The 18,582-nt window shown below is 60.5% G+C and carries 16 protein-coding genes; 14 read left to right on the top strand and 2 right to left on the bottom strand.

What is annotated here, in order from left to right; genetic code table 11:
• Positions 1–31: 31 nt before the first annotated feature.
• Positions 32–3,169 (bottom strand): EAL domain-containing protein, encoded by a 3,138-nt coding sequence (locus WC392_09245; protein ID MFA5242542.1) that lies wholly within the window; start codon positions 3,167–3,169, stop codon positions 32–34.
• 2 nt (positions 3,170–3,171) lie between these two features.
• Complete coding sequence (locus tag WC392_09240) at positions 3,172–4,143, bottom strand: ABC transporter substrate-binding protein (protein MFA5242541.1); 972 nt, start codon at positions 4,141–4,143, stop codon at positions 3,172–3,174.
• Positions 4,144–4,228: 85 nt separating this feature from the next.
• Between WC392_09240 and WC392_09235 the strand changes: the two genes are divergently transcribed.
• The 14 genes from WC392_09235 to WC392_09170 all read left to right on the top strand — a co-directional run bounded on the left by WC392_09235 (position 4,229) and on the right by WC392_09170 (position 18,582).
• Positions 4,229–4,699 (top strand): hypothetical protein, encoded by a 471-nt coding sequence (locus WC392_09235; protein MFA5242540.1) that lies wholly within the window; start codon positions 4,229–4,231, stop codon positions 4,697–4,699.
• A 170-nt stretch (positions 4,700–4,869) separates the two neighbouring features.
• Positions 4,870–5,214 (top strand): metalloregulator ArsR/SmtB family transcription factor, encoded by a 345-nt coding sequence (locus WC392_09230; protein MFA5242539.1) that lies wholly within the window; start codon positions 4,870–4,872, stop codon positions 5,212–5,214.
• A gap of 170 nt (positions 5,215–5,384) precedes the next feature.
• On the top strand, positions 5,385–5,894 hold the full coding sequence (locus WC392_09225) for an arsenate reductase ArsC (GenBank protein ID MFA5242538.1): 510 nt from the start codon (positions 5,385–5,387) through the stop codon (positions 5,892–5,894).
• A 4-nt stretch (positions 5,895–5,898) separates the two neighbouring features.
• Entirely contained in the window at positions 5,899–6,975 is a 1,077-nt protein-coding gene (gene arsB, locus WC392_09220) for an ACR3 family arsenite efflux transporter (GenBank protein MFA5242537.1), read from the top strand.
• Entirely contained in the window at positions 6,968–7,927 is a 960-nt protein-coding gene (locus tag WC392_09215) for a permease (protein MFA5242536.1), read from the top strand. The genes arsB and WC392_09215 overlap by 8 nt, the downstream gene beginning before the upstream one ends.
• Positions 7,924–8,226: a hypothetical protein gene (locus tag WC392_09210; GenBank protein MFA5242535.1), complete on the top strand. Its 303-nt coding sequence runs from the start codon at positions 7,924–7,926 to the stop codon at positions 8,224–8,226. Before WC392_09215 ends, WC392_09210 begins: the two co-directional genes overlap by 4 nt.
• A 116-nt stretch (positions 8,227–8,342) precedes the next feature.
• Positions 8,343–9,137 carry an arsenite methyltransferase gene (locus WC392_09205; protein ID MFA5242534.1) on the top strand — a complete coding sequence of 265 codons (795 nt, stop codon included), beginning with the start codon at positions 8,343–8,345 and terminating at the stop codon, positions 9,135–9,137.
• A gap of 26 nt (positions 9,138–9,163) precedes the next feature.
• Positions 9,164–9,433, top strand: coding sequence for a thioredoxin family protein (locus WC392_09200; GenBank protein ID MFA5242533.1), 270 nt, complete (start codon positions 9,164–9,166; stop codon positions 9,431–9,433).
• Entirely contained in the window at positions 9,385–9,843 is a 459-nt protein-coding gene (locus tag WC392_09195) for an arsenate reductase ArsC (GenBank protein MFA5242532.1), read from the top strand. The genes WC392_09200 and WC392_09195 overlap by 49 nt, the downstream gene beginning before the upstream one ends.
• A gap of 189 nt (positions 9,844–10,032) precedes the next feature.
• Positions 10,033–13,530, top strand: coding sequence for an EAL domain-containing protein (locus tag WC392_09190; protein MFA5242531.1), 3,498 nt, complete (start codon positions 10,033–10,035; stop codon positions 13,528–13,530).
• 263 nt (positions 13,531–13,793) lie between these two features.
• Entirely contained in the window at positions 13,794–15,224 is a 1,431-nt protein-coding gene (locus tag WC392_09185; protein ID MFA5242530.1) for a TolC family protein, read from the top strand.
• A gap of 153 nt (positions 15,225–15,377) precedes the next feature.
• The gene (locus WC392_09180; GenBank protein ID MFA5242529.1) at positions 15,378–16,571 is read left to right on the top strand and encodes an efflux RND transporter periplasmic adaptor subunit; all 1,194 of its coding nucleotides are present in this window, start codon (positions 15,378–15,380) and stop codon (positions 16,569–16,571) included.
• Positions 16,571–17,362, top strand: a complete 792-nt coding sequence (locus WC392_09175; GenBank protein ID MFA5242528.1) for an ABC transporter ATP-binding protein — start codon at positions 16,571–16,573, stop codon at positions 17,360–17,362. The genes WC392_09180 and WC392_09175 overlap by 1 nt, the downstream gene beginning before the upstream one ends.
• Positions 17,362–18,582 (top strand): ABC transporter permease, encoded by a 1,221-nt coding sequence (locus WC392_09170; GenBank protein MFA5242527.1) that lies wholly within the window; start codon positions 17,362–17,364, stop codon positions 18,580–18,582. The genes WC392_09175 and WC392_09170 overlap by 1 nt, the downstream gene beginning before the upstream one ends.

Below are 18,582 nucleotides of genomic sequence, written 5' to 3'. Positions count from 1 at the left end.
CTTTTTTTAGGTTTAATGAAGTGCAAAAAAATCATGCTGCCGATATGCCCAGATACCGCTTGAATTCATCTTCAGGTATGGGGCGGCTGAACAGGTAGCCCTGGAATATCTTGCAGCCATACTGGGTGAGAAAGGCCAGCTGCTGGTCGGTTTCCACGCCCTCTGCAACCACGGAAAGACTGAGGGACTGGCTCAAGGCCAGAATGGCGCGGACGATGGCGGCATCGTCCGGGTCATGCATGATGTCCGTGACAAAGGAGCGGTCGATCTTGACCTCCTCCACCGGTAGCCTCTTGAGGTAGGAGAGGGAAGAATAGCCGGTACCAAAATCATCGAGCGAGAGGCGAATGCCCAGTGCCTTGATGCTGCTCATCCGTTCGATAGTCTCTGCCACATTATGCAACACCACGCTCTCGGTGAGTTCCAGTTTCAGGCGCGCCGGATTTGCCCCGCTTTGGGCAAGCGCTTGCTCCACCTCTGACACGAAGTCGGGTTGCAGGAACTGGCGGGCGCTGATGTTGACTGACAGGGTCAGATGCTGTGTGGCCGCATGTTCTTCCCAGATCTTGAGCTGAGCGCAGGCAGTGTTCAGAACCCAGTTCCCGAGGGGAAGGATGAACCCGGTTTCTTCTGCCAGCGGGATGAACTGTGCGGGAGAAACGGGTTCCCTGCCGGGCGGCAGCCAGCGCAGCAGGGCTTCTGCTCCGAGGCATGTTCCTGCCGGGTCGACCAGAGGCTGGTAGTAGAGCTGGAATTCGCGTAGCTCCAGACCCTTGCGCAAAGCGCTTTCCATGGCGGTGCGCGCTTCCAGGTTTGCCTGCATGGCGGGGTTGAAAAAACGCAGGGTGTTGCGTCCGGCATCCTTGGCTTGGTAGAGCGCCAGGTCCGCCTGCTTGAACAGGGCATCGAGCGAGCTTTCCTGATCGCGGAACAGGGTCAGGCCGATGCTCGACGAAGTTTGGTATCCCTTGCTCAGCCCTTCAAGATGGAAGGGTTGAGCAAGGTGGGAGCGGATTTTTTCCGCAAGGGACTCTGCCAGTGCGGCAGCGGGTTCTTCCTCCTGGCCGAGATCTTCGAGCAGCAGGACAAACTCGTCTCCGCCCAGGCGCGACACGGTATCCACTTCGCGCATGCTTGCGCTGAGGCGTTTTCCTACTTCGATGAGGAGCTGGTCGCCGACGGCATGCCCCTGGGTATCGTTGAGGGTCTTGAAATGATCGAGGTCAAGAAAAATCAGCGCGCCATACTCGCCGGTGCGGGTGCTGGAAGCGAGGGCATGCTCGGCCCGGTCCATGAGCAGGCGGCGATTGGGCAGTCTGGTGAGGGGGTCGTAGAAGGCGAGATGATGGATGCGTTCCTCCGCGGCCTTGCGTTCGGTGATGTCCGTGAAGGCCGCAACATAATGGGTGGGCTGATTCGATGTATCCCTGACCGTGGTGATGGTGAGCCACTTGGGGTAAATCATCCCGTCCTTGCGCCGGTCCCATATCTCGCCTTCCCAGTAGCCGGTGGCCAGTATGCTTGACCACATCTGCTGGTAGAAGGCGGGGTCCTGCCGGCCGGATTTGAACATGGCCGGTGTTTTGCCGACTACTTCTGCCTCGCTGTAACCAGTGATCGCAGTGAAGGCGGGGTTGATCGCCACAATGTTTCCAAGGGTGTCAGTGACCATGAAAGCCTCTGCTGCGCTGTCCACCACGCGGGCCAGGAAACGCAGCTTCTCCTCATTGGCACGGCGTTCGGTGATGTCGCGGGCGATGCCCAGCACGCCGATGAGCCGGCCCTCGCTGTCACGCATGGGGGTTTTGATCGTCTCGAGCAACCCACGTTGCCCATCATCGGCAAAGGTGACCCACTCCTCGTTGATGCTTGGTTTGCCAGCAGCGATGGCTTCCTGGTCTTTCTGTTGAAAAAAGTCGGCAAGTTCTCGAGGCACGAAATCATAGTCGGTCTTGCCCACGATCTGTGATTCAGGCGCATTGAAAAGGCGCTCGAAGCGCGGGTTGCAGGCCAGGAAAACACCGCCAGGATCCTTGAGCCAGATCAGGTCGGGAATGGTCTCGATCAGGGTGCGAAGCTGGGTATTAGAGTACTTCAGGGCATTGGCCTGCTCCTGGCTGATCTTTTTTGCTGCGGCCAGCTTGCGTCGTGATAGCCACAAGCCAGCGGCCAGGGACAAAATGATGGTTACGGCCAGGATCAGCAGGATGACCTGTGCGCGATAGCGCTTCCAGATGTCGGCCAGGGTGATCTCGGGCGGCGTGTCATAGGGCGGCAAACGCAGTTTGCGTGCCAGATCCTCTACTGAGGCATAACTGGCCGGGACGGTGAAACCATGGATGTCCAGTGCTCTGGCAAGCGGCGTGTCTTCCTCAATGCGCAGCAGCGCCGCGGCAATCCGGCGCGCGCTGGCTTCATCCACCTGTGGTAGAGCCGCCAGCGGCCACTGCGGATAGAGACGGGTAGAAACCGCATAGGGGAATCCTGGCAGATCCTGGCGATTAATGATCCTGAGCTGGCGCATGTCCAGCCGGCCCTCCCCGGCCATGGCTTCGAGCACGCCAGCGCGCGCGAAGCCGGCGTCAGTCTTGCCGGAAAGGACGGCTTCCACAACCTTGTCATGGGGTAGCCCCAGGAAAAGCAGTTGCGTTTCATCGGGAGGCGGCAGGCCGGCATCGATGAACATTTCGACAGGCAACTGGAAACCTTCCATGCAGTTGCGGGAGCAAGTCGCAATGGTGCGTTTTTTCAGGTCGTGCAATGTGTTCAGGTCATTGCGTTCGGCCCGGCTGAAAATGACACCGCCGATGGCCTCCACCGGCTTTCCATCAGCGGTTTCCGTCAGGGTCGCCAGGGCGCCGGAAAGCGCATTGCGCTCGCGGACCAGACGATAGTGGGTGGGATGGGTAAGGATGAAGTCGAGCTTGTGGTGATGCAAGGCTTCTTCCAGATCGGGATAATCGAATGCTTGTACCTGCACCCGGTGTCCCGGCAGTGCCTCGCTCAGATAGTCGCTCAGCGGCTCCCAGCGTGCCTGTGACTCGGCGAGTGGCCTGAGTGACAGGATTCCGACCGTCAGCACATGATCTGCAAGGGCGCAGCGCACCGTTGTCAGCATCATGAGCAGCAGCGGCAGTAAAACAAGTTTAAGCGGAAGTCGGGCCGGCATCTTCAGCTTTCATCAGGAAGGAAATCGGCGCGCACGAGATCGGTGAAATCGTCCTGCCGCGGCAGCAGTTTTTCTCTGGCCATGATCTGGGACAATTCGCGCGCTGCCGAGAGCAGCCGCCCCGGATTTGTGTCCATGAGGCTGCGATTGGCGCGGATGTCGGGCAACTGCAGGCCGCGGTAGGCATCCAGCACTTCACGGGCATCCAGTTGCAGGTGCCCGGCCAGCCGGAATGCCGCATCCTGCGGGTTGCTGCGAAAATGGCGCAGCGCGCGGAAATGCCCGGCCACCAGCATTTTCAGGGTTTCCTGATGTCGCGAGGCGGCCTCCGGCCTGACGGCAAGGACGTCGAAAATGGTGTCGGGCATGTCCCGGCTGTCGTAGATGGTTTTTGCGTCTTCCGCCCTTAGTCGGGTGGCGATGGGCTCATAGGTGATGAGGGCATCAACCTGCCCGCGCCGCCAGGCTTCCATGTGGCCGTCAGGCCTTATCGGGATCGCCGATACGGCCGATGCGGGCAGCTTGGCGGAGCCCAGCAATTTGTGCAGCACCAGCGCTCCGAGCGCGGTTTTTTCCACGCCGATGCGTTTTCCAGCCAGATCTGCCAGGGTGTGAATGCCATGGCGGGCAAGGACGACATCCGCGCCGGCGGAAATGTCGAATACCAGAATGATGGTCAGCCGGATGCCGTTGGCTCGGGCACGCAACACTTCATCCAGCGTCAGTGCGGCGCCATCGGCCTTGCCTTCAGCCAGCGCGGCAAGAGAGCCGGTTGCCGAAGCCGTTTCCAGCAGATCAAGCGATTCGGCCGGGAGCCATCCCTCGCGCTTGGCCAGAAACATGAGTTCGTAGCCCGGCCAGACATGGCTGGCGATAATCAGTTGCTTGGATTGCCGTGCTCCACAGGCGTTGAGCATGGGCAGCAGCGCCGCTGCGGACAGGGCGCGCAGAATATTGCGCCGGTCAGGATTCATGGGAAATTTCTGAACTTTTGCATTGGAACAGTTTACTGTAAATATGGATAATCCCTATTTTTTGACTTTAATAGGAGGATTAATTATGTTTTGCAGGCAAGGTCTGATCAGAATGGTGCTGGCGCTGCTTGTGAGCAGCGCACCGGGTTTGGCGGGGGCGCACGACCACGAGCATTCCCACGATGCGGGAGCGCCTGGAAAGCTTGAGCTTAAACAGGGCGCAAAGTGGCCCACTGATGCGCATCTGCGCCAGGGAATGGACGGCATCCGGCACGCCATGCGCGAAAAGGTGGCGGAGCTGCGCAGCGGCGCGTTTAAGCTGGAACAGGCGCATACCCTGTCGCAAAAGGTGAATGAGCAGATCGCCTTCATGGTGCAGAACTGCAAGATGGACAGCGATGCCGATGCCGTGTTCCATCTGGTGCTGGCGGACATCATTGCCGGCGCGGATGCGCTTGCAGGGCAGGACATGGGCAAGGCACAGCAGGGTGCGGAAAAAATTTCCCATGCGCTGGAGAATTACGGCATCTATTTCGATCACCCCGGCTGGCATTGATCCGGGTGGGGGCTGGTCAAGCGGGGCATTCAGCTTGCTGGCGCGCCCCCTTTTGCATGAAACCGTATTGTGAAGCGCGCAAATCATTAACCCTTTGCTTTACCCCGCTCCTCGCTCCGAGGCGGATTCCTGCTTGACAATATGCGTCATAGCGAATATTGTCTCGCCCCATGAATGAACAATCCTTCTTCGAAACCCTTTCCGACGAAACCCGCCGCCGTCTCCTGCTGCTGATTCTGAAGCACGAGGAATTGTGCGTATGCGAACTGTTCCAGGCGCTGGATGTGGCTCAGCCCAAGGTCTCACGTCACCTGGCGGTGTTGCGTGAGGCGGGCGTGCTGGCGCAAAGGCGCGAGGGCACCTGGGTATTTTACCGCCTCGACCCGCAACTTCCCGCCTGGGCTTATCGCATGCTGGGCTTGATGGTGGAAGGGGTGAGCAATGGCGTTCCGTATCGCGAGGACGCTGAACGTCTGGCGAATGCGGCAATTCGTCCGGTGCGTTGCGCCGCCTGATTTTTTTGACTTTTCATATCCGATTTGGGGGATATACGAAATGGCGAATAATTAAGCTTGATAACTGGATATGTCCAAAACGGCATTTGTAGGGGCGAATTCATTCGCCCATGGCGGTTAAAACCGCCCCTACGAGCCCTAACCCTGATGTGATTTGAGGATAGATGATCATGAGCAAAAAAACTTTCAACGTGCTATTTCTTTGTACCGGCAATTCGGCGCGCTCGATTCTGGGCGAGGCATTGCTCAACCATCTCGGCAAGGGGCAGTTCCATGCCTGGAGCGCGGGCAGCCATCCGGCGGGAGCAGTCAATCCTTTCGCCATCGATTTGCTGCAGAAGAACAAATTGCCGGTCGAGGATCTGCGCAGCAAATCCTGGGACGAATTCTCCGTGCCGGGCGCGCCGCAATTCGATTTTGTCTTTACCGTGTGTGATAACGCCGCCGGCGAAGTCTGCCCAGTCTGGCCCGGCCAGCCCATGACCGCTCACTGGGGCATTGACGATCCCGCTGCAGCAAAGGGCAGCGACGCGGACAAGCGCAAGGCTTTTGTCACGGCTTTCACCCAGCTCAACCGCCGCATCTCGCTGTTCATCAGCCTGCCGGTGGAAAAGCTGGACAAACTGTCCCTCAAGCGCCAGCTCGACGACATCGGACTGCTGCGCGAGAAAGGGGAGTGATCGCATGAGCGCGCAGTGTGAAATCACCGCCAGGAAAGCCGCTGGCGCGGAGCTGGGGTTTTTCGAGCGCTGGCTGACGGTGTGGGTGTTTCTCTCCATCGTGGCCGGTATCGCGCTGGGCCAGCTTCTCCCCGCGCCGGTGCAGTTTCTCGGCAAGCTGGAAGTGGCCCAGGTCAACCTGCCGGTGGGCCTGCTGATCTGGCTGATGATTATCCCCATGCTGATGAAGATCGACTTCTCGGCGCTGGGCCAGGTCAAGAAGCACTGGCGCGGCATCGGCGTCACCCTGTTCATCAACTGGGGGGTGAAACCGTTTTCCATGGCGCTGCTGGCCTGGCTGTTCATCCGCATCGCATTTGCACCGTATTTACCCGCTGAGCAGATCGATAGTTACATCGCTGGCCTGATCCTGCTTGCCGCGGCACCCTGTACCGCCATGGTGTTCGTGTGGAGCAACCTGTCCAGGGGCGATCCGCTGTTTACCCTCTCCCAGGTGGCGCTCAACGACGCCATCATGGTGTTCGCCTTCGCGCCGCTGGTCGGCCTGCTGCTGGGCGTCGCGTCCATCACGGTGCCGTGGGACACCCTGTTCCTGTCGGTGGTGATGTATATCGTCATTCCGCTCGTCATTGCCCAACTCCTGCGCCGGGTGCTGCTGAGCAAGGGTGTACTGGATGCCGTGCTGGCCCGTCTGCACCCGGCCGGCATTTCCGCCCTGCTCGCCACCCTGGTGCTGCTGTTCGCCTTCCAGGGTAAGGCTATTCTCGAACAACCGCTAATTATCCTGCTGCTGGCCGTGCCTATCCTGATCCAGGTGTATTTCAATTCCATGCTCGCCTACTGGCTCAACCGGACCGTTGGTGAGGTGCACAGTGTGGCCGGGCCTTCGGCACTGATCGGCGCCAGCAATTTCTTCGAGCTGGCGGTGGCGGCGGCGATTTCGCTCTACGGCTTTGAATCCGGCGCGGCGCTGGCGACGGTGGTGGGGGTGCTGATCGAGGTGCCGGTGATGCTGTCGGTGGTGCGCATCGTGAATGGCAGCAAGGCCTGGTACGAGGCAGGAGCGAAACAGCATGTTTGACGCCCTTGCCTCCTGGCTGATCTATGACCTCGCCGGGCTGCAAGGCACGCCCTTCGGCGCTGCCGCCCATTTTTTCGTGATGGATGTGACCAAGATCCTGGTGCTGCTGACTTTGGTGATCTATCTCATGGGCCTGCTGCGTGCGCTGCTCAAGCCGGAGAAGGTGCGCGAATTCATCCGCCATCGCGGTAATTTGCAAAGCCGTTTCATGGCGGTGGGCCTGGGGGCGGTTACGCCGTTCTGTTCCTGCTCCTCCATTCCGCTCTTCATCGGCTTTGTCGAGGCGGGCATCCCGCTCGGCGTCACGCTGTCCTTCCTCATCGCCAGCCCGATGATCAACGAAGTGGCGGTGGTGGTGCTGGCTTCGGTAATCGGCTGGAAATTCACCGTGCTGTACGTGCTGACCGGGCTCAGCGTCGCTTTGATTGGCGGCTTCGTGCTGGAGCGCTTCAAGCCGGAGCGCTGGGTTGAGGACTATGTGTGGAAAATTCACATGGGGCAGGTGGCAGAGGTGGAAGAGGACAAGTCCCTGCGTGCCCGTCACGAGTACGCCGTCTCTCAGGTGAAGGAAATCGTTGGGCGTATCTGGAAGTTCATTTTCATCGGCGTGGGGGTGGGCTCCTTCATCCACGGTTATGTTCCAGCCGAGCTGGTTGCCAGCGTGGCGGGCGATGGCGGGCTGCTTTCGGTTGTCGGCGCCGTGCTGATCGGCGTGCCGCTGTATTCCGACGCGGTCGGCATCATCCCCATTGCCGAAGTGCTGCTCGGCAAGGGCGTGCCAATCGGCACGGTGCTGGCCTTCATGATGGCGGTCACCGCGCTGTCGCTGCCAGAAATGATCATTCTGAGAAAAGTCGTCAAAGTGCCCCTGCTGGCGCTGTATTCCACTTATCTGGCCACGGCATTCGTTATCGTTGGCTTGTTGTTCAACCAATTGAGAGGTTTCATATGAATACCGATTTGCATCCTTCCATCGTGGCGCTGGTGTCCCTGGCGGCCAACATTGCCACCAATCATCCCAAACAGGGCCTGTGCCAGGTGGACAAGCTGAAACAGTATGGCGTGGCGCAGGCACAGATCGACGCGGTGGTCGAAATCGCGCGCCATATCCGTGACGAGGCGGCACAGGCGCTGGATGCCAGTTTCGACGAGGCATGCCGCAAGGAAGCCGCCAATGCCAGCTTGTCCGCCATCGGCATCGCACAAGGTGCCTGCTGTACGCCAACGAAATCCGGCCAGTCGTGCTGCTGAATTTGGAAAAATCCATTGAACCACGGAGCACACGGAGAGCACGGAGGAAAGACGGGTTTTCTCCGTGCGCTCCGTGTGCTCCGTGGTAACTGTTTGTTGTTTGAAGGGAAACTGAAATGCAAAGCGTAAAACATGATGAAATCCGCCAGGCAGTGCGCGAAAACTACGGCGCGGTGGCCCGCTCCGACGCCGCCTGCGGCTGTGGCCCGGCGTGCTGCACCCCGACCGGATTGCCGGGCGCCGACATCCTGTCGCGCGGCATCGGCTACAGTGAAAGCGAAGTGGGTGCCGTGCCGGAAGGCGCCAATCTGGGTCTTGGCTGCGGCAATCCCCAGGCCATCGCCGCGCTGAAACCCGGCGAAACCGTGCTGGACCTGGGCAGCGGGGCGGGTTTCGACTGTTTCCTCGCGGCGCGTCAGGTGGGCGATAGCGGCCAGGTCATCGGCGTGGACATGACGCCGGACATGGTGAGCAAGGCGCGCGCCAACGCGGCCAAGGGCGGCTATGCCAACACCGGATTTCGCCTCGGCGAGATCGAGCATTTGCCGGTGGCCAACGCCACGGTGGATGCGATCATTTCCAACTGTGTCATCAACCTTTCCCCCGACAAGGCACAGGTGTTCCGCGATGCTTTCCGGGTGCTGAAAAGCGGCGGACGGCTGGCAATTTCAGATATAGTCGCGACGGCGGAATTGCCCGAGGAGGCAAGGCGCGATCTGGCGCTGTATACCGGTTGCATGGCGGGGGCGTCGCTGATCGGGGAACTGGAGGCGATGATGCAGAGTGCCGGTTTCGATCAGGTGCGTATCACGCCGAAGGACGAGAGCCGCGCATTTATCCGCGACTGGGCGCCGGGAAGCAAAATCGAGGAATTCGTGGTTTCCGCCAATATAGTGGCGGTCAAACCGTAAAACAATTTTTAACAAGGAGCTGGAAAATGAAGAACATCAAGGTATTGGGCACAGGCTGCGCCAACTGCACCGCGACCATGAAGCTGATCGAGGAAACCGCCAGGCTCAAGGGCGTGGAAATTCAGCTGGAAAAGGTCGAGGACATGGCCGCGATTCTGGGTTTTGGCGTGATGTCCACCCCCGGCGTGGTGATCGACGGCAAGGTGGTGCATGCGGGCGGCGTGCCGGGCAAGGCCAAGATCGAAGAATGGCTGGGCAGCAAGGAATCCTGCTGCGGCTGTTGCGGCAAGGAATAGGCAAGATGGTCAAAACCGTATTGATCCTGTGTACCGGCAACTCCTGCCGCAGCCAGATGGCCGAAGTTCTGGTCAACCATGATCTCGGTCCTGAAATTCGTGCGCTGTCGGCCGGCACCCGCCCCCAGCCCAAGGTGGCGGATGGCGCCATCGCGGCGCTGAAAGAGGGCGGCATGGCCACCGAAGGGCTGTACCCCAAGGATGTGGACGCGGTGATGAACGAGAATATCGACCTGGTGGTGACGGTGTGCGACAACGCCAGGGAATCCTGCCCGATTTTCCCCAGGCCGATTCCCGCCATTCACATGCCGTTCCACGACCCGCACGGCGAGCCGCTGGAAAGCTTTGTCAGGGTGCGGGACGAGATCCGGGCCCAGTTGATTCCAGAGATTGTGCGGCGGCTGAAGTAGTCCGCTTTCAATCGCGGACGCCACCTCCATGAGGCCATGGTTGCAGGGAGGTGAGCGGTTTCATGGAGGAAATTACGGGTTGCAGGTGCCGTGACAAGCTGCGTGGGGCTTGCAGTTATCGCGGTTCTTGCGCGAGAATGATTTTTATCAGCATTGGCATCAGCATGGTGAAATCAATCTTTGCTTAAGATGACCTCAATACACAGGATTTCCAAATTCTCTGGCAGCGTCTGGCTGACGCTGGTTCTGTTCGTCCTTCTTTCCATCGCATTTGCGGTTTACGCCTGGTCGGAAAAGCAGATCGACCGCGCCCATGAAGTGCGGCATCAATCCTATTTGCTGGCCGACACCTTGCGCCAGTCTTCGGATGATCTGACGCGGATGGCCCGGACCTATGTGGTGACCGGCAATCCCGTCTACAAAAACTACTATCAGGACATCCTGGACATTCGCGACGGAAAGAAAGCGCGGCCGGAAAAGTACGAAAATGTCTACTGGGATCTTGTCCTGGCTGACGGCAAGCTCCCACGCGCCGGAAACGGGCGGCCCGTTGCGTTGCTGGACCTGATGCGCCAGGCCGGGTTTACCCGGGAAGAATTCGACAAACTGGCGGAAGCCAAGGCCGATTCCGACGCGCTGGCCGCGACGGCATTCGAGGCCATGAGGCTGGCGGAATCCACAGGGCCCGAAGCCGAGGCAAACCGGGCCCGTGCACTCATGATGCTGCATGACGCCAAATATCATCAGGCCAGGGCCGCGATCATGCTGCCCATCCATGATTTCCATGTGTTGCTGGACAAGCGCACGCTCGATGCCGTCCATGCCGCCGAGCTCCACGCCGCGAATCTGCAGCTCCTGTTTATTACGCTGGGGCTGGCCCTGGTGCTCGCGCTGTGGCGGAATTATTCGGTATTGCGCGCAACGCTGGGTGGTGGTGCCGGCGATGTCCAGAAGCAGATAGCCAGAATTGGCAGGGGAGATCTTTCTGCCGCCATCCCGGTTGCCAGGGGTTCGGAGAACAGCGTGCTGGGCTGGCTGTCTGAAACGCAGATCAGGCTGAGGGAGCTGGATCGCGAGCGCAAGGCGGACGCGGCAAAAATCAAGCATTTGAGCCAGATCTATGCCGCATTGAGTCAGTGCAACCAGGCGATTTTACGCTGCACCAGTGAGCAGGAGCTGTTCCCGCAAATTTGTCGCGTCACGGTACGGTACGGCGGTATCAAAATGGCGTGGATCGGCATGCTGGACGAGGATGGCCGGCAAGTCAGAGCGGTTGCCAGCTACGGCGATGACATGGGATATCTGGATGGCATCGAGATTTTGCTGGATCCTGCTGTTCCATCCGGGCACGGCCCGACCAGTATCGCCATGCGCGAGAACCGGCCTTTCTGGTGCCAGGATTTTGCCATTGATCCCAGCACTGTATCGTGGCGCGAACGAGGTGCGCGCTCAGGCTGGGGTGCCTCGGCTTCGTTGCCGCTGCTGCGTAACGGTGAGGTCATCGGCAGCTTCAACCTGTATAGCGGGGAGGCAAATGCATTCGATGAATCCATACGTGCCCTGCTGGTCGAAATGGCGCTGGATATCAACTTTGCACTGGAAAACTTCATGCGCGAGAATGAGCGCAGGCAGGCCACCGGGGCGCTGCGCGAAAGCGAGGCGCGTTACCGCGCGGTGACCCAGTCCACCAGCGATGCGATTGTCACTGCGGATAGCGCGGGGAATATCGTGGACTGGAACCGGGGCGCGGAAGTCATCTTCGGCTATACCGAGGCCGAGGCCAGCGGCCAGCCGCTGACGATACTGATGCCGCTTCGCTACCGGGAGCGGCATCTCGCGGGTATGAACCGGGTGCTGTCTGGTGGAGACCCGCAAGTGCTCGGCCAGACGCTCGAACTGGAAGGGCTTCGCAAGGACCAGAGCGAGTTCCCTCTGGAACTCACGCTGGCCAAGTGCGAACTTGCCGGCGGCTGGTTCATTGCTGCCACCATTCATGAAATTACCGGGCGCAAGCGGGCCGAGATGCAAATCAGGCTCGCCGCCGAGGTGTTCGAGCAAAGCAACGAAGCTTTCATTATTACCGATGCCGCCCACAACATCATTCTGGTCAACCATGCGTTTACCGTCATCACCGGTTACAGCGAGGCCGAGGTTCTGGGACAGAATCCGCGCATACTGGCCTCGGGGCTCCATGCGCCAGAATTTTTCCGCACCATGTGGGCAACCCTCGGTTCGCATGGATATTGGCAGGGCGAGGTGTGGGATCGCCGCAAGGATGGGCGTATTTACCCCAAGCGGCTTTCGATCAGCAGGGCACTCGATGCACAAGGTAATCCAACCCACTATATCGGCATTTTCAGCGACATTACCGAGCACAAGGCGACGGAGGAACGGATCCAGAAATTGGCGCATTTCGATGTGCTCACCGGATTGCCGAACCGGGCATTGCTCAGCGATCGCATGCATCACGACCTCAGCATGGCCCAGCGCAATCATGGACACCTGGCCCTGCTGTTTCTCGATCTCGATCACTTCAAGAACGTGAACGATACGCTCGGTCACCGCGTCGGCGACGAATTGCTGGTGGAGGTGGGGAGACGCCTGAAATCCGTGGTGCGCGAGGAAGACACGGTCTCGCGCCTGGGCGGGGACGAGTTCATCCTGGTGCTGCCGGATACCGATGCCAGCGGCGCCGCGCATGTGGCCGGTAAATTGCTGGAGGTGGTCGCCCAGCCTTGCCAGATCGAACAGCATGAACTGTTCATCACGCCATCCATCGGCATCACCATTTATCCCGGCGATGGCGATAATTTCGATCTGCTCTCCCAGCGTGCCGATGTTGCGATGTACCGCGCCAAGCGCGATGGCCGCAACAGTTACCGCTTCTTTACCCCGGAAATGCAGGCGCGTTCAGCACGCACCCTGCAACTGGAAAATGCATTGCGCCACGCGCTGGAACGTGGTCAGTTGCAATTGCACTATCAACCCCAGGTGTCGTTGCAGGACTGGCGCATCATCGGTGCGGAAGCCTTGTTGCGCTGGCAGCATCCTGAACTGGGCCTGATTTCTCCAACTGAATTCATCCCGATTGCGGAGGACAGCGGCCAGATTCTGCAGATCGGGGAGTGGGTGATGCGCAGCGCGCTTAACCAGCTAAAGACCTGGATCGACAATGGTCTCGCGCCGATGACGATGGCGGTCAATCTTTCAGCGGTGCAATTCCGTCATCTCAGCCTGCCCGATCTGGTGGCACGGATTCTCGACGAAACACAACTGCCGCCGCAGTATCTTGAACTGGAGTTGACCGAAGGCGTTGCCATGGATGACCCGCTCGCGGCCATCGCGGTGATGGATGTCTTGCATGAGCGCGGCATCCGCATGTCGATCGACGATTTCGGCACCGGCTATTCCTCGCTGAGTTACCTCAAGCGCTTCCAGATCTACAAGCTCAAGATTGACCAGTCCTTCGTGCGCGACATCACCGAAGACCCGGATGACAAGGCAATCGTCGGCGCCATTATCAGTCTTGCGAACAGCCTGGGCATGATGACCATTGCCGAAGGCGTGGAGACGGAAGGGCAACTGGCGTTCCTGCACGAAAAAGGTTGCAATGAAGTGCAGGGCTATCATTTCAGCAAAGCGCTACCGGCAGAACAGTTCGAGCAATTCGTGCGGGGTAGAATCTAGCGCGCTGGGAGACCATCCTGAAACAGAGCCGCGAGAGCGCTTCGGCATCGGGCATGTGCCAGGGTTGGCTACAAACTTCAGACCTGCCTATAATCCGGGATAATCCATTAGAGTCAAAACATTGCTGCGAATGCGATCGCAAATCGCGGCGAGGGCGCCTCTCCTGCATGCACAAGCATTCCAATGGACAATCCGGGATAATCGGAAGTTGAACTAACCATGCAAAACACCATCCAATCAGCCTCTCGACCATTTCCAATCTTATGAAATACGGTTTTATACGCATATTGCCGGGGGTTTTTCTGCTGGCGGGCAACGCCCTGGCCGCCGGAGTTGGCGATCCCTTCGACACGGATGCGCTGGTTCCGCCCAGGCCGGTCCTGTATGGCCCCGCCGCAGAGGGCGTCATGCCCTGTACCGCGCCGCAGTCCGCCGCGCCGCTGGCGCTCTTGGAGGTGGTGGACCTTGCGCTGTGCAACAACCCGCAAACCCGCGAGGTGTGGGCCAATGCCCGCGCCCAGGCGGCCCAGGTGGGGGTGGCCCGGGCGGCATATCTGCCCGGCCTGTCCGGCAGTGTTTCCGCCAGCCGCAACTGGACCGATACGGATGGGAGCCGCTCGCCTTACGATCAGAATGGCACCGGACTGACTCTGTCCTACCTGCTGTACGACTTCGGCGCACGCGAGGCGGCGCTGGAGAATGCCCGCCAGTTGCTGGCTGCCGCGTCTGCCACGCAGGACAGCACGGTACAGGCGGTGTTTCTCGCGGCGGTGCAGGCTTTCTATCAGGCGCAGGCAAACGTATCGGCGCTCTTTGCGGCACAGGAATCCGAGCGCGCCAGCAAGGAAAGCTTCAGCGCCGCCGAGGCACGCTACAAGGCCGGAGCCGCCACCCCTGCCGACAAGCTCCAGGCGCAGACTGCCTGGTCGCAGGCGACGCTCAACCGGATTACCGCAGAAGGCAGTCAGAAGAGCGCCCAGGGCGCGCTGGCAAACGTCATTGGCCAGGATGCCCATCGCCCCCCGAGCCTGGTGCCCGCGGCAGAGGTCACGCCGGGAGATGCGTTCGAGCGTGACGTGAATGCGCTGGTTGAAGAGGCGCGCCGCCGCCGTCCTGATCTGCTGGCTGCCGAGGCCCAGGTCCGTGCCGCCGCGGCAAACCTGAATGCGGTTCGCGCCGCAGGGCGGCCCAGCATTTCCCTCGCAGCCAGGAGCGATCTGTCGAACACGGATGGCAGTGCCACATCGCATGGCTCATCGGTCGGCGTTACGCTGACCATTCCATTTTTCTCAGGCTTTGCACCGGCTTACCGCGTGCGCGCCGCCGAGGCCCAGGCCGATGCCAGGGGTGCCCAGCGCGATCGCATCCGCCTGCAGGTGGCGCTGGATGTGTGGAACGCCTACCACAGCCTGCATACCGCCACCCAGGCGCTGCGCACCAGCAGCGATCTGCTGAACAGCGCCACCCAGTCGGAACAGGTGGCGCTGGGCCGCTACAAGGCCGGCGTGGGCAGCATCCTCGATGTCCTCAATGCCCAGAGCGCGCTGGCCAGCGCCCGCCAGCAGCGGGTGCAGGCAGCGCTCAACTGGAATGTTTCCCGCGCCACCCTGGCCCAGTCCATGGGCAACCTTGATTACGGCCTGTTGCAGACCCTGCCTGGCGTTGCCACTAGTGAGGAGCATAAAAAACCATGAATTTGAAAAACTCATTCAACCACGGAGTTCACGGAGAACACGGAGTAAAAACAATGAATTGTGCATTTCTTGGCATTTACCCGTTGGGTGAGGTAATAAAAAAATGTAAATTGCCCTTCTCCGTGAACTCCGTGGTTTCGAATTAAGGTTTTGATGATGAAGCGTTTCCTGAAAAATCCCTTTGTCCTGTTTCTGCTTGTCTGCGCGCTGATCGCCGCTGGCGTCTTTGGCTGGCGCCAGTACAAGAGCGTGAGCCCGGAGCAGCGCTACAAGCTGCAGGCGCTGGAGCAGGGCGAGCTGAAGCAGAGCGTTTCCGCCAACGGCACCCTGAATCCAGTCACGCTGGTGAACGTGGGCACCCAGGTTTCGGGCGCGGTGAAAAAACTTTATGTCGATTTCAATGACAAGGTCGAAAAAGGCCAAGTGCTGCTGGAACTGGACCCCGCGTTGCTGAATGCCCAGGTCAAACAGAGCGATGCCAATGTGCAGAACGCCCTGGCCTCGGTCGAACTGGCGAATGCCAATCAGGCCAGGGCACAAGGACTGTTTGCGCAGGAATATGTCTCGCGCCAGGAGCTGGACCAGTCGGTGCAGGCTCGTAAAGCGGCACAGGCGCAACTGGCGCTGGCACGGGCGCAGAACGAGCGGGACCGCGCCCAGCTGGCCTATTCCATCATCCGCTCGCCGGTTTCCGGGGTGATCGTGGCGCGCAATATCGATGTCGGCCAGACCGTGGCGGCCAGCTTCCAGACGCCGACCCTGTTCCAGATCGCCCAGGACCTGTCGCGCATGCAGATCGACTCCAGCTTTGCCGAGGCGGATATCGGCAGCATCCGCGTCGGGCAGGCGGTGCGCTTCAATGTCGACGCCTTCCCCAGCCGCAGTTTCAAGGGCGTGGTGAAGCAGATCCGCCTGAACCCCACCACCCAGCAGAACGTGGTGACCTACAACGTGGTGATCTCGGTGGACAATCCCGAGCAGATCCTGCTGCCGGGCATGACTTCCTATGTGAGCATCGTCGTTGCCGAGCGCGAGAATGCGCTGCTGGTGCCCAATGCCGCGCTGCGCTTCAAGCCGGACGTGAAGGACGGCGAGATGAATGGCGAGGGTAAGGCGGGCAACGGCAAGAAACCCGGCAAGAAGCGCGATGCTTCCAGCGGTACGGTTTACATCCTGCAGGGCAAGGAACTCAAGCCGGTCAGCATCAGCCTCGGCATTACCGACAGCCGCAACACCGAGGTGCTGGGCGGCGATCTCAAGGCCGGCGACAAGGTGGTGGTCGGTGAAGGCCCGGCTGAAGAAAATTCGCCGGGCAAGAAAAGCACGGTACACATGAGGATGTTCTGATGGAGGGCGCCCTCTCCCCTGACTCTCTCCCTGTCTTCACTTCGACAGGCTCGGCGCAGCGCGCCCACGCTCAGGCAACAGGGGAGAGCCAGCCCGTCATCCGCGTGGAGGGGCTGCACAAATCCTATGAAACGCCGGCCGGGCCCTTTCCTGTGCTGAAGGACGTCAACCTCAACATCGCTCCCGGCGAGTTCGTCGCCGTGATGGGGCCGTCCGGCTCGGGCAAGTCCACTTTCATGAATATCCTCGGCTGCCTGGACCGGCCCAGCGCCGGGCATTACGAGCTGGATGGCCGCAGCGTGGCGGAACTGTCCAAGGACGAACTGGCCCTGTTGCGCAACCGCACCATCGGCTTCGTGTTCCAGGGCTTCAACCTGCTGCCGCGCATGAGCCTGGAGGACAACGTCGCCCTGCCTCTGGTCTACTACGGGGTGAAGCGCGAGGAGCGGCGCGCCCGCGCCCGCGAAATGCTGCAAAAGGTGGGGCTGGGCAACTACGCCAAATCGCCGCCCAACCGCATTTCCGGCGGGCAGCAGCAGCGCGTGGCGATTGCCCGCGCGCTGGTGAACCAGCCGCGCCTGATCCTCGCCGACGAGCCTACCGGCAATCTGGACAGCCATACCGGTGAGGAAATCATGGCCCTGTTCGATGAACTCAACCGCGAGGGCATCACCATCGTGCTGGTCACCCACGAAGCGGACATTGCCCGGCACGCCAGGCGCCAGGTGCGATTTCTTGACGGGCGCATCGTGCATGACGGGCCGACCGGACACCATGAGGAGTCCGCCTGATGCTGTATGCCATGCTGGGCGAAGCCTGGCACGCCATGGGCGCGAACCGGCTGCGCACCTTCCTCACCATGCTCGGCATGGTGATCGGGGTCGGTGCCGTGGTGCTGATGATGGCGGTGGGGCAGGGGGCGCAGTATGCCGTCAGCCAGTCCATCAGTTCCATGGGCAGCAATCTGTTCATTCTGATCTCGGGTTCGACCACCTCGGGTGGCGTGCGCTCCGGCAGTGGCGGCGCGCCCACGCTGACGGTGGCCGATGCCGACGCCATCGCGGAATTGCCGGGGGTGCAGGCGGTCGCGCCAGTGCATCCCGGCAGCACCCAGATGGTGTACGGCCCCAACAACTGGAGCGCTAGCACCTACGGCACCACGCCTGACTATCTGAATGTGCGTTCCTGGGCCGTGGTCAGCGGTTATCCGTTCAGCGATTCCGACCTGCGCTCGGCAACGCGGGTGGCCCTGATCGGCAAGACCGCGGCCAAAAACCTGTTCGGCGACGAGGATCCGGTAGGCAAGACCATCCGCGTGCGCCAGAGCCCCTTCGTGATCCTCGGCGTGCTGGCGGCAAAAGGGCAGAGCCTGGACGGGCGCGACCAGGACGACACGCTGCTGATTCCCCTTACCACTGCCCAGCGCAAGGTATATGGCACGCCTTTCCAGGGCTCCGTGCGCATGGTCATGGTGCAGGCGGAATCCGCTTCGGTCATGCCGATGGTGGAAAAATCCATGACCTCGCTGTTGCGTCAGCGCCACCGCCTGCGCGAGGGCATGGATAATGATTTCTTCCTGCGCAATCTGGCCGCGGCAGCGGATTCGGCGGCGGAAACCGCGCGCACCATGTCCTTGCTGCTCGGCGCCATCGCCTCGGTTTCGCTGCTGGTGGGCGGCATCGGCATCATGAACATCATGCTGGTCTCGGTGACCGAGCGCACGCGCGAAATCGGCATCCGCCTGGCCATTGGCTCACGTGAGCGCGACATCTTGCTGCAATTCCTGCTGGAAGCCATCATCATCTCGGTGGTGGGCTGCTTTATCGGCCTGGTGCTGGGCGTGGGCGGCGCGCTGCTGGTCAATTTCCTGACCGAGGCCACGGTGGTGATCTCAGGCAGTTCGGTGCTGGTTGCCTTCGGCGTGGCCGCCAGCGTGGGCGTGTTCTTCGGCTTCTACCCGGCGCGGAAGGCCGCGCGGCTCGACCCGATCGAGGCGCTGCGCTACCAGTAA

It is taken from the genome of Sulfuricella sp. (assembly GCA_041651995.1).
Classification (GTDB): domain Bacteria; phylum Pseudomonadota; class Gammaproteobacteria; order Burkholderiales; family Sulfuricellaceae; genus Sulfurimicrobium.
The sequence above is the reverse complement of the archived record's forward strand: the minus strand, read 5'-3'. Positions and strand labels throughout refer to the sequence as shown.